The sequence below is a fragment of the Desulfosarcina ovata subsp. ovata genome, assembly GCF_009689005.1.
GTDB lineage: Bacteria > Desulfobacterota > Desulfobacteria > Desulfobacterales > Desulfosarcinaceae > Desulfosarcina > Desulfosarcina ovata.
The window spans coordinates 5,611,360-5,623,507 of sequence record NZ_AP021879.1 but is presented as its reverse complement, the minus strand read 5'-3'; the positions used below and the strand labels follow the sequence as shown (position 1 = coordinate 5,623,507).

The window sequence follows — 12,148 nt, the reverse complement described above, 5'->3', positions numbered from 1 at the left end:
AAAACGTGGGTTATAGTAAGCGTTCGTTAACAACCCTAACTACAGAGCCAAAATCAAGGAGGCAGGCCGTGAAAAAGATTGTAAAGTATGTTGGTTTGGATGTCCACAAAGATTCGATTACCATTGCTATCGCCGATGAAGGACGTGACGGAAACGTTCGAGTGTATGGAAAAATCAGCAACGACCTGGGGCAGATTGATAACGTCATGCGAAAACTGATTTCACAAAACGCCGAATTGCATTGTGTTTATGAAGCAGGTCCATGCGGATATCCAATCTACAGGCATTTAACAAGCAAGGGAATCGATTGCGTTGTCGTTGCTCCGGCGCTGATCCCCAAAAAAACCGGTGATCGGGTTAAAAACGATCGCCGAGATGCAACCCACCTGGCGACGCTCCACCGTTCCGGAGAACTGACGCCGGTGTATGTCCCCGATCAGGCCGATGAAGCACTTCGTGACCTGGTACGTGCACGAAAAGACATCCAAATATCGCTCCGCAAAGTCAAACAACAGATCAATGCCTTTTTATTGCGACAAGGGATCAATTATCCAGGTAAAAGCAAATGGAGTAAAGCGCATTTAAATTGGCTGGCGGATCTGAAGATGCCGCATCCGGCCCAGCACATTGCCCTTACCGAATACCTGGACGCCATGGGAGACCATGAGGCCCGCGTTAAGCGCATCGAAAAAGCGATTGAGCAATGTTGCCAAACCAGTCGATTGCTTCCGGTTATCGAGGCTCTGCAAGCGCTCAGGGGGATTTCTTTGCTCAGCGCGGTGACCGTCGTCGCTGAACTGGGGGATCTGAGCCGTTTCGATACGCCGGCACAGCTGATGGCCTATTTGGGTCTGATCCCATCGGAGCATTCAAGCGGTGGCACCATCAAAAAAGGCCCCATTACCAAAACCGGCAATACCCATGCCCGCAGGACGTTGATCGAATCGGCTCAGGCCTATCGTATGCCGGCCCGGAAAAGTAAGGCGATCCGTAAACGCCAGGAAGGCTTGCCGGACGATGTTTTGGATATTGCCTGGAATGCACAGCTACGACTATGCCACCGCTACCGCAGGTTGATTGCAAAGGGCAAAAACCATAACGTGGTCATCACCGCGATTGCACGCGAGTTGGCCGGTTTCATCTGGGCCATTGCCCGGGCTGTTCCAATCGTGGCCGCTGAAAGATGATTTGTTATAGCGTGGAAACCCAGGCCTATCAAGGCCAAGCCCTAAAGGGTGCTCCCTAAGGTCGCAGCCTTGACAGCCCTGACTTTCCACGCTGGGTGGGAATTAGCGACGGCGAGAGAAGCGCGACTGTTGCTCCGGCTCAAGAAGCTGGATAAGTACTTCTCTATAATCGATGATGCAAATAGAAAAAGAACTTATTGATTTTAAAAATGCTCAAGAAAGGATCGGCTTTATCAAAGAACAAATATAGCCATCGAGCTTTTGGATAGGGGCGCGGTCGCGGTTTGGAGAACCCTCGAAAAAGCTATCGGAATAGGCCTTCAGGCCGAAACTCCCGTCTTTAGACCGAGGCAGCTCCACGACGAAGCCTAGTCAGGCGGTATCCAATCCGCGAATATCAGAGTGCTCTACCGTCGTTATTGCAGACCCCGCCTCTATCCAAACGCTCGATGAAAATTATTGGCCCAAGTTTTTTGGGTATGGATAGGTTTTTCTCTTGACAAGTGTTCAACCATATCAGCTTTAAATACATATTATAGAGACAATGTCATAAAGTTAACGACAAGGTTTGTAATTCATGTAATATTCGCGTTTGTTCATTTTGTGATTACGCTTGAACTTTCTTCCAGGTCTGATTGGTTCGGTGGAAGATATGAAGTAAGCGTTCACGGGGCGATTGACTGAAGCGTGCCTTAGATCCAGCTCACATCAACAGAGATGCCTGCAAAGTAACATCCCAGGCATTCGACCAGAAACGGGACTGTGGCTTTATCTCTCAGTCGGCAGGTTTCTCTTACAGACAAGATTCGTTCGACCCAGCGGTTGCCTTTGTCGCTTTGCGTTCCAAGGCTACATTTGCGCCACAGCACGCCAAAGCGTAGCGAGCGTTCGGCACGGTTGTTAGTGGGTTCGAGGCCATCATGCTCGAGAAAGGTCCACAATGCGTCAATTTCTCGTATTATTCGCCTGGCCAGGCGACCGGCATCGTCGGTGTCGTCTTCGAAAAGGCTGAGGATGAGCAACAAGGAGTTATAAAAACGCTCCCATTTTAAAGGTGGCGGTTTGTTTTTTGAAAATTCGATCAGGGTATTCAAATGTGCCAAAATTAACTTGCCGCCTCGCCTTTCGTTGAGTTTTCTACTCTCGATTAACGCCTTGGCCTTCCGGATCAAATGGGCCAGGCAGGTTTGCCGGCCATAGACCCATTTGCAATAAAGGCGATAACCATCGCTGATCAAGATGCCTTTCCAGTCGGCGATCAGTTCGAGAAAGGCCTGTTTGGATCTTTTCGGAACTTTTCAAAGGATTAGTTCGTTATCATTCATTACTAAAGTTTCCCCTTTTTGAAAGCAGCCCGGCGGGGTGAGTACTACTGAAGAATATTAATATTTCCTGTAATAACAGATGGTTAGCAAAATGGCGGTCGCCTGTAACCTATTGAAATCATTACAGATATCGGGACCGATTTTTGGCAATATGATCAAATATTTAGTTAATACAGTATGTTAATGTTGATTGCGAGGCTCGGTTGTGGTATGTTTCTTCTTCCACAAACAAACAACCCAACCGGAGGCCTCGCATGCTTATCCTACACGACATCCTTGAAAAACTCAAAAACGAATTTGCTCAGTCCAGTAAAGGTCAGGAACGGGGAATATGGTTCGTATACACGATCGTGGCGATCATTGTTCCTTTCGCCTCATCGAGGACCTCAAACATTCTACGGTGCTTGAAGACGGTGTTCGGCTTTTCCGGGATCAGTCGTAAAAAGTTCTATACCTTCATGGCATCCCCACGGATTCCATGGCAACGGTTATGGCCCACGCTGTGGAAATTGATTCCGCTGCCAACGACCGGTGGGCGGTTAATGCTGGCTCTGGATGACAGTATCAACGCCAAGACAGGCAAGAAGATTTTCGCCTGCGACAAGGTTTTCGATCATGCTGCCAAGCAAAACCAGTCCAGGTATCCGTGGGCCCAGAACATCGTTGCTGTGGGGTTGTTGAAGATGATCAAGGGACGTTGGGCCTGTCTGCCGCTGAGTTATCGTTTCTACCTCCTGAAGAAAACCATCGAACGAATGAACCGTGACAGCAATGGACCGGAAGTGACATTCAAGAGCAAGCTTGCCATGGCGGTCGACATGATCGGTGAGATTGCCGCGGTGTTTCCCAGAAAACGGATTGTCATCATCACCGACTCATGGTTCGGCAATGGCGGCCTGTGGAAGCCATTGAAAAAACAGTTGGGCATATGGGTGGATATGATTTCCAGGCTTCGATCCAACAGCACAATATTTGAACTGCCGCCACCTCCGACCGGACGACAAGGCCGCCCGCGTAAATATGGCCGCAAGCTGGGGAATGCGGCAGCGTTGGCCGTTCGATTCAAATCGCTGGCAAAAGAATACATCGTCAACCTGTATGGCCGCAACCGGAACATCGTAGCCTATGAACGCGTGGTGATGCTCAAGACCATCCGATGTGCGGTCAAGGTGGTCTGGGTCTATCGTAAGACACAGTGGGTGGCACTTTATTCCACCGACCTGTCCCTTTCGGCTGAGCAGATTATCGAATACTATGGGGCCCGCTGGAAGATCGAAGCCTTATTCAAGGAATTGAAAAACGACATCGGCAGCGCTGACACGCAAAGCCGTCATCCGCAGGCCGTCAGCAACCATCTGCACTTTTGCATGCTGGCGACCACCGTCGCCTGGATTTACGCCAGCCGGGTCGAGAAAACGCCATCTCGCCGGCATGCCGTCGGCGGCCGCCGTCATTTTGCCTTTTCGGATGTCCGCCGATCCGTTACAAAGGCCGCGATGGACAAGGATTTTGGTAGGCTCTTCCCGGTGCCACGCAAATCCGTCTTTAATTCTCTCGTGGACGTACTGCTGCGCATGGCGGCTTGATTGAATTTAGGAAACTTTAGATTCATTATTTACCATCATTTCTTTCATTTTATTTTTTATTCAGAATTTATTTGGTGAAAAAGGGAAAATAGAAAGGGGTCGAACCAAGATAGATGCTTAATCGGTGAGTGATCAAGTCAAAAGCAGGGGGGATAGGGACATTATCTCATTATCTAATCAAATTGATTTACCTCTCAACATTTGCAATCAAAGGTCCCATGCCACGGCTATCCCGATTAGATGTTCCCGGGATTTTGCATCACGTGATCATCCGGGGATCGAAAGAAAAAACATTTTCCGGGATACGACCGATAAGCAAAATCTTGTCGATCGGCTTATGTTCTCGGCTACTTTGGAAAGAAAGTGGGGAAGGCGCGCAAGACTAACATTGACTATGTACAATCCGGAGTTGCCATGAGACGTCGTCCCGAATTGGTCGGGGGAGGATTGGTTTGCAGCCTGGGCGGATGGTCGGAAGTCAAAAAGATGCGGCTGAAAGAAATGGACCGTATAAAAGGCGATGAACGTATTCTTGGTGATTCAGATTTTGTATTGTCGGTTTTGTCCCAAGCCACCGAACAGTTTGAACGGCGCTATGAACTCAAACGGCATGGCTACGATATCAGCCGTGTTGCCAAAATGGCCGCCCCAAAAAACGCGCGGATGCTCGAGGTCTATTTTGCTACTGGTATGCAAGCAAGATAGGCCTGCCGGAGACCGAGCTTGCCCGGGCGCTTGATATGACGGTGTCAGGCATCGGCTATGCCGTTAGAAGAGGCAAAACCATAGCCGCATGCGAAGGATACTTACTGATTGATTCGGTCAGATAATGAGAGTTTCCATTATGTCTTCTTATGGCAAGGCCGGCAACCATCGGTAGTTTCCATCCAGGTGGGGAGGGCGACTAATGTAACCGGAGCAACGATGGTGGAGTGACCGCGTCCATCTCCCAAAGCTACTTGTGATTTTCTATTTGGGGCCAGCCGCGTGGTGCGCATCCTGCCAACAAAATGCACACCACGCGGCCGAATACCTTCTTTTTGATCCGAATACCCCAATCAACCGTTAAGGCTCACCCGGCGTGTCATCCACGATGGGGTTGAGTACCGGATCGGCGCCGGCGTATGCCGAGCCTTCGCCCATACTCCATTCGAACCAGGAGCTGTCGAAATTGCTGATGTTTTCCCAACCCATCATGTAGCCGTATAACCAGGCCAGGCTCGAGCGCCAGGCCGTACCGCAGTAAAAGCTCAGGTGCTTGTCCCCCGTGATGCCCTGCTCGGCCCAAAGGGCCTCAATGTCGGCAGGGGCCATGAGGGTCTTGTCTTCATTGATAAGATCGTCGGTTCCCCAGAGCGCACCGGGAATACGACCGTTGGTGGGGATGTAGCTGTAAGGTTCGGAGGCGCCGATGTACTCGTCGTAAGTCCGGATATCGACCAGCAGGGCATCTTCCACCAATCCGTCAACCACGTCGCGAACGTAGGGAATATCGACCTTGTACTCGGGATGCAGGGCGGTGGTGGCACCAAAATCGGCAACCGATGCCCGTTCGGCAGTTTCAGTGGATCCGGCATATCCGGCAGTGGTCCATGCATCAAAGCCGCCCTCCATGATGCGCACGTCCTCGACGCCAGCGTAAAACAGGGTCCACATAACCCGGGCGACGGCGTCAGTGCTCTCGCCATAAAGCACCACGGTGGTGTCGGTGTCGATGCCCATGTAAGCGATGGCCGGCAGCAGGTATTCGTCGGGGTAGATGTTCCACCAGTTGCGCGGCAAGGCATCGTCCGGTCCCAGCCCCTTGGCCGTATCCGCTTCTTCGGTGGTGCTGCGGTCCCAGCAGGCTGGCTCACCGGCATCCACGGGCCAGCTGTTGCGCGGATTGAAACAATCGTACTCGATTTCATCGGTGTTGATGTGGATGGCGCCGGGAATATGGCCCGCGTTGAAGGCGTCGCCAGCTTCGCCCCATGAGACGTCGGCAATCACGTAGGGCGAACCGGAGTTATCGTTTTCCAGGAGCACTTCCTTGACCCACCTGGCATCCACCACCCGATCAACATGGGGGTAATTGTCGAAATCCCATTCTGGATGGACGCCGTCACCCACCAGTCTGCCGGATGGATCCTGGATCCAACCGTCGGTACTCCCGGGGACATCCGCATCGGCGGTATAGCTCGCATCCTCAATGTAGGTGGTGCTCCAGCCCTCCCAGCCGTCTGAGTAGTTGCGCACGTTCTCGTACCCCATGAGATAGGCGTATAAAAAACTCAGGCTGGAACGGTATCCGCTGCCGCAGTAGAAAATCACCTCCTGGTCGAAATCGTCGCTGTCGGTGTTTAGCTCAATACCCACCTGCTGCCACAGATTCCGGATGGACGGAAACGCTTTGAACGATCCGTCGGCATCCAGGTAGTCCAGGTCCGGATTGTCGGCGTTGAAGGCGTAAACGGCGCCGGGGATGCGTCCTTTGTTGACCACATAGCTGTAACCGCTGACCTCTCCGGTATACTCCTCGTAGGTCCGGACATCGGCAAGGAGGCTGTCCCCGGCATCCACGCGGGCAGCCACATAATCGGTGGTGGCCACCACAGACGGCCGGACCGCGGCTGCAAAGGTCACCGGAACCGGTTCGTTGACCGTCGTTTCCACCCCGTATCCGGCCGCCTGCCAGGCGGCAAGGCCACCATTTAACAGCCGGACGTCCGTCACGCCGGCATAGGTGAGAATCCACCAGAGCCGGGTGGCGAAAATCGGGCTGTTGCTGTATACGATTACCGTGGTATCGGTGGTGATGCCCATGCTCCCCACCGCAGCGGCCAGTTCGTCGTCCGGCAGCATGAACCAGCGGGGATATCCGTTTTCATAGGTATCGGAATTGGAATGCAGCGCGCCGGGGATGTGGCCGTCCAGATAAGAACAATCCGCCCACCCATTGGCCATGTCTTCGAAACTGCCCCACTGGGTCTCAAAAATCAGATAGGGATGTTCCCGGCCATAGGAGTATTCGGGTGGCGCGTCCGTCGTGCTGCCATCGGCATGGTAGTCGATCAGGGCATTGACCCACGCCGGATAGACCAGTTCGGCGTAGCGGGGCAGCTTTTCCATAGAATAGCTGGCCGAATCCGCCGCCGCCCAGTCCCAGATGGAGGCATCGTAGTTGGCCACCTGCTCGAAGCCCATCAGACGCCCGAGAAAATAGAAAAAACCGCTGCGCACCCCGGCGGTGCAATAGGCCACGATCTCCTTGTCGGCCGTGATCCCGTTGGCATCGAAAAGGGCTTTCAGGGCAGCATAGCCGAGAATGGAGTTGTCCGTGTTGTAGTAGTCGGCATAGGGCAGCTGCACCGCGTCGGGGATATGGCCGCCGCGGGCCTCATCATAGAGGATCCATCCATTGAACTCCTCGTCCGTTCGGGTATCCACGACAATGAAATCATCGTCCCCGAGCCGGCTGTTGATATACGCTTTGTCCACATCAACGGTGGTGTCGGTCGCGGCTTCAAACACGGCCGCCGGCAAGCTGGCGGCCGTTGTCTCACTGGGAAGATCCTGCTCGGCCCAGCGATCCCAGCCACCGTTTAGAATCTGGACATGGCTGCAGCCCAAATACTCGAGCATCCAGAAAATGCGGCCGGCCGATCCCCAGGAGTTCACGGTGTCGTCGTAAATGACGATCCAGGCATCGCGGGTCAGCCCCAGTGCGCCGAGTTGGGTCTCCAGGTCGGCCACCGCCTTGAGGGTCCCCTTTTGGGGCGGCTCGTTCCACAGGGCGAAATCGTCCCATTGAACGTTGATCGCACCGGGAATGTGGCCGGCGGCATAGGCGTCGGTGGACCGCGTGTCGAGGATCACCGCCTCGTCGGTAACCGTTTCGATCGGGTCGCCGTCCGAATTGGTCAAAAGCAGGTCTTCAATGGCGGCCAACAGCTGCGCATTGGGAAAAAGGGAGGTGGCTTCGGTCAGCGGCTGGGTGAGGGAGACCACCTGGGCGGTATCCTCATCTTTCCCCTTGGTGCTGCTCGAGCTGCCGCACCCGGCAAGCCATAAAAAGAGGCTCGCCAGGATGATCAGGGTCATAATTCGCGGGTGTTTTCTCATCATCAGGCCTCCGGATCATATGGTGTGGAAAAAGGGATATATAGCATTCAAGATAATGTTTTTGGGCGGCGTTATCGGTCGTCGCGGTATGGTTGATACAGCTTTCTCCCTCTGGCCTTGCCAAAAACATTATCTTAAACACTGATATCCTTTGCCCTACCGGTTTGGATAGCGGTCCCAGGCTTCGGTGCCGCCTTCGAAATTTCTCGCCGGTGAGGACATGTAAAGCTGGTGAATCACCCAGGCATAGGCCGAGCGAACGCCGCCGGTACAGTAGAAAACCGGCTCCATGTCGGCGTCGATCCCCTGCTTGCCGAGCAGCTCCCCATAACGCTTCGCGTCGATGGGGTGACGGTCTTTTCCTTCGTAGAGCGATGTCCAGGAGAGGTGGACGGCCCCCGGAAGGTGGCCGGTGAGCCACTCCAGGGTGGATCGGGTGTCGACCAGGATCTGGTTGTCGGCCAGGTCGGCGATTTCCTGGCAGTTGATGGTCACCTCACCGCGCGGCCAGGCATGATACGTGGCGCCGGCGCCGGATTGCGGGGCATCCGTGTCGGTCATCGCCATCCCGGCCCGTTGCCACGCCTGCACCCCGCCATCCAGCATGCGCACCGGACCCTGATGGCCCAGCCAGATCAGTGCCCAGCAGCACCATCCTTCCCCGCCCCAGGTGGTGTCGGCATCACCGTACACCACGATCGGAGCGTTCTCGTCGATTCCCATGCCACCTAAGGCCGCGGCCAATTCCGCTGCCGGCCAGATCCGGTAAGGTATCTTTTGGGCATCAATTCTGGTATAGGCCTCCCAGGAGAAAGAGAGCGCACCGGGCAGATGCCCCTTCCGGTAGACCGCGGGTGGACGCGCATCCAGGACGATCCATGCGGTTTTGCCGGCTGCCAGCGTTTTTACATCGATCACCCCCAAATCATAGGCAAACCCGTCCATGCCCACGGTGGCGCCCACCAAAAAGGTCAACAACCCCAGTAACCTCGCCATGCATTGCACGCCGGCCTGTGTTCTGAGCCAATGGGGTCTTTGCACTGCCATCGTCTTCTCCTATCTGATTCTCGCCCTGCAAGCTGATTTGCGGCTTGCCATCCCTCTACTCATCGCCGTTACCGCAGGGGTGATGATCCTCATCTGTATCTGCCTTTACACCGCCAGTCGTTATCACTGGCACGTCTCTCCCGGTCAGGTCATGGTTGTGGCGATCCTGATCCGGGCGTTCTTCGTGCTAAGGCCGCCGGAGTTGTCCGACGACCTGTTCCGCTATCTCTGGGATGGACTTCGGCTGCTATCCGGCCACAATCCCTATGGACTGCCCCCGGCCGCGGTGCCGGCCCATGAGGCCGGGCCGGCCGCTCTGCTCGCCCGAGTCAATCACGCCGACCTAACAACGATCTATCCGCCCGCCGCCCAATGGGTTTTCACCGCTGGTGCGGCGCTGAAAAGCGGACTCATCGGGATCAAAACCGTACTGGTCATCTTCGATGTGATGACCTGCGCCCTGATCGTGCGCCTTTTACGCATTATGGAGCAACCGTCCTGGCTGGCGATGCTGTACGCCTGGCACCCGCTTGCGGTCCTGGAGATCGCCGCTTCCGGGCATATTGATGCCGCTGGCATGCTCTTTCTTGTTGTGGCGATCTACCTTTTGGTGGGGCAGCCACAAACGGCCGGGCTTGTGGTGCCACGGGCGAAGCCACAATGGAGCCGAGTTTTTATTGCCGGCGTATGCTACTCCATGGCGGTACTCACCAAGTTGTTTCCCCTGGTGTTTTTTCCCGGCATGCTGATTCTGGCCGGTCGATCCCGGTGCATTGTTTTTTGCATCGGAATAACCGTCGGTTCCCTTGCTCTCGCCCTGCCCTTTTTCCCGGACATTCAGAACGCCTGGGCTACGTTATCCCTCTATGCCCGGACATGGGAGTTCTCCGGGTTTCTCTACCGGTGTATGCGTCTCACTCCGTTGTCCGGCATCCAGACCCGCTGCCTGATCGGCGGTGGTTTTGCGGTGGCCCTGTTTGTCGCCTACCGGCCCATCGGCACGCGGCGGCCACCGATTGCAGACACCCTTGATCGCTTCCGTTTTCTCGCGCTGACGTTTCTTCTGCTGACCCCCACCCTGCACCCCTGGTATGCCCTGTATCTGGTGCTCTTTCTGCCCTTCTCACCCGCCTCTTGCGGGATCGTTCTCTCCTGGGCCGTACTGCTCGCCTATCGCGTCCTGATCCCTTACGCCTTGCTGGGCAGGTGGATCGAAGACGATCTGACGCCCTTTTTAATCTTTGCAGCGCCGGTGGCGGCGTGGTTGCTCCAGCGCCTCACGGCCGATGATCCACAGTATTTTCACCCCCGCCCCAAAAACGCCCGCCAGCGTCCCGCTGACCTGTGAACGCCCAGCGACTCTGGGGCGGTAAGGCACTGCCACCTCCTGAATACGGCATTTTCGATGCAGGGCGCGGATTTGCATTTCGACCGTCCAGCCGTAATCGGGATCACGCATTTTAAAATCGACCAGATGGCGCCAGCGCACCGCCCGCATGGGGCCCAGATCGCGGTAAGGCCCGTCCCAAATAACCCGGATCAACCGAGTCGCCAGCCAGTTTCCGAAGCGTTGCTGGGGGGTCAGGGCGCGGGGTGTGGTGGGAACCCGCCGGGAGAGGACAAAATCGGCCCGGTTCTCTGCAATGGGATCGATAATCGGCTCAAGGCATGCCAGGTCATCGCTGCCATCGGCATCGGCAAAAGCGACGATATCCGGCGGATCCGATGCGAGTCGGGCCAACCCGCGAAGACAAGCACTTCCGTAGCCATGCCGCGGTTCGTGCACAACCTCGGCACCGAAGCCCCGGGCGATGCGGGCGGTGCCATCCGTGGATCCGTTATCGATGACAATCAGTCGGTCGACGCTGTGCGGCCATGCGGACAGCACTTTAGGAAGCGATTCGGCCTCGTTGCAGGCCGGAATCAGAAGCGCGATGCGTTGGCAGTTGATCAAGGCTGAAAGACGATGGCAAAGGTCCACGTCACCCCGGCCGCGATATTTTCGCCGTAAAGGGTCGGCGTGCAGCCGGCCTCAAGCCCCCAGCGGTCGCTGATGCGGTAGCCGATGGCCGTGTCCAGTTTGCCCAGATCATAATTTGACGTCGCTGCCGGATTCCCATAATCATCAAAAAGGTCGTCATCATCGTAAAGCCCGGCGGTACCGTCCAGCTTGACGCGCCCGTACCAGCGCTGACCGAAGTCCGAACCCAATTCGATGACATAGCGGATCTGGTCCTTGGCGTCTCCCTCGCGCCAGCGATAGCCGATCTCGACGTTGCAATAGCCGGGAAAAAGTTTCCAGAGCGACTGCCCATAGAGCAGGCGAATCTCACCGTCGTAGTGGCCATCGCCGAGCGGAACGTCGTCATCGTCGTCATAGGTCTCGGGGATTTTCACCAACCCCTGGGTGGAAAGGACGCCCCCATGGCCTTGCCAGAGACGTTGCTTAAGCCCCAGCTCGATGTCACCAAAGCCCCAGGTTTCGTCTTTGCGATAGTCGTCTTCTCGAATCAGGTATTTGTAGTAAAGCGAGGCAATCAGCGTTGTCTCATCGCTGATCCCGTACTCGAGATAATATTTCAGATTGGTGTCTTGGAAATCACCGCCGGCATCCATATCCGTCCGGTCACCATCGACATCGTAATTCTCATCTGAATAAAACAGGTTTGCTTCCAGTCGATGATAGCTTTTGCCCTTCTCAAATGTCCAGGCCCCAGCCAGCACATTTCCGGATGAGAAAATCAATGACAGCCCCACCACCAGCCCTAAATTAACGTACCGCTTCAGTTGCATGATTCCCCCGATCGATTTGTAGCATTGTTTGTATCGAGAAAGTAAAGAAAATTACGCGATCGGTAATGGAAAAGTCAAAATGATAGTATCGATGACAAAGGTGGTA

At 55.0% G+C, this 12,148-nt stretch carries 8 protein-coding genes and 1 pseudogene; 4 read left to right on the top strand and 5 right to left on the bottom strand.

Translation table 11 applies throughout. The features are described 5' to 3' along the window. Positions 1–68 precede the first annotated feature (68 nt). Complete coding sequence (locus tag GN112_RS24670) at positions 69–1,187, top strand: IS110 family RNA-guided transposase (RefSeq protein ID WP_155310575.1); 1,119 nt, start codon at positions 69–71, stop codon at positions 1,185–1,187. 692 nt (positions 1,188–1,879) lie between these two features. Here the strand turns inward: GN112_RS24670 and GN112_RS24665 are convergent. Further along, positions 1,880–2,467, bottom strand: a pseudogene (locus GN112_RS24665) (IS66 family transposase); the annotation flags it as partial. 299 nt (positions 2,468–2,766) lie between these two features. Here GN112_RS24665 and GN112_RS24660 point away from each other — a divergent pair. Together GN112_RS24660 and GN112_RS24655 are read left to right on the top strand one after the other, a co-directional pair. Further along, on the top strand, positions 2,767–4,098 hold the full coding sequence (locus tag GN112_RS24660; protein WP_155308529.1) for an IS701 family transposase: 1,332 nt from the start codon (positions 2,767–2,769) through the stop codon (positions 4,096–4,098). A 486-nt stretch (positions 4,099–4,584) separates the two neighbouring features. After that, positions 4,585–4,803: a hypothetical protein gene (locus GN112_RS24655; protein WP_155312615.1), complete on the top strand. Its 219-nt coding sequence runs from the start codon at positions 4,585–4,587 to the stop codon at positions 4,801–4,803. A 360-nt stretch (positions 4,804–5,163) separates the two neighbouring features. Here GN112_RS24655 and GN112_RS24650 read toward each other — a convergent pair whose 3' ends face one another. Together GN112_RS24650 and GN112_RS24645 are read right to left on the bottom strand one after the other, a co-directional pair. Further along, on the bottom strand, positions 5,164–8,205 hold the full coding sequence (locus tag GN112_RS24650) for a rhodanese-like domain-containing protein (protein ID WP_155312614.1): 3,042 nt from the start codon (positions 8,203–8,205) through the stop codon (positions 5,164–5,166). Between the two features lie 153 nt (positions 8,206–8,358). Next, entirely contained in the window at positions 8,359–9,198 is an 840-nt protein-coding gene (locus GN112_RS24645) for a sulfurtransferase (RefSeq protein ID WP_162459104.1), read from the bottom strand. Here GN112_RS24645 and GN112_RS24640 point away from each other — a divergent pair. After that, complete coding sequence (locus GN112_RS24640; RefSeq protein ID WP_162459103.1) at positions 9,146–10,597, top strand: MptA/MptB family glycosyltransferase; 1,452 nt, start codon at positions 9,146–9,148, stop codon at positions 10,595–10,597. The genes GN112_RS24645 and GN112_RS24640 overlap by 53 nt on opposite strands. Here the strand turns inward: GN112_RS24640 and GN112_RS24635 are convergent. Beyond that, positions 10,484–11,203, bottom strand: a complete 720-nt coding sequence (locus GN112_RS24635; protein ID WP_197743390.1) for a glycosyltransferase family 2 protein — start codon at positions 11,201–11,203, stop codon at positions 10,484–10,486. The genes GN112_RS24640 and GN112_RS24635 overlap by 114 nt on opposite strands. Further along, a complete protein-coding gene (locus GN112_RS24630) occupies positions 11,200–12,042 on the bottom strand; it encodes a hypothetical protein (RefSeq protein WP_197743389.1) in 843 nt (280 codons plus the stop codon). The genes GN112_RS24635 and GN112_RS24630 overlap by 4 nt, the downstream gene beginning before the upstream one ends. Positions 12,043–12,148: the final 106 nt, after the last annotated feature.

Excerpts from the sequence above, each read along its gene's own strand:
- GN112_RS24650 (WP_155312614.1), bottom strand. The coding sequence starts at position 8,205 with ATGATGAGAAAACACCCGCGAATTATGACCCTGATCATCCTGGCGAGC.
- GN112_RS24640 (WP_162459103.1), top strand. The coding sequence starts at position 9,146 with ATGCCCACGGTGGCGCCCACCAAAAAGGTCAACAACCCCAGTAACCTC.
- GN112_RS24660 (WP_155308529.1), top strand. The coding sequence starts at position 2,767 with ATGCTTATCCTACACGACATCCTTGAAAAACTCAAAAACGAATTTGCT.
- GN112_RS24645 (WP_162459104.1), bottom strand. The coding sequence starts at position 9,198 with ATGGCGAGGTTACTGGGGTTGTTGACCTTTTTGGTGGGCGCCACCGTG.
- GN112_RS24630 (WP_197743389.1), bottom strand. The coding sequence starts at position 12,042 with ATGCAACTGAAGCGGTACGTTAATTTAGGGCTGGTGGTGGGGCTGTCA.
- GN112_RS24655 (WP_155312615.1), top strand. The coding sequence starts at position 4,585 with ATGCGGCTGAAAGAAATGGACCGTATAAAAGGCGATGAACGTATTCTT.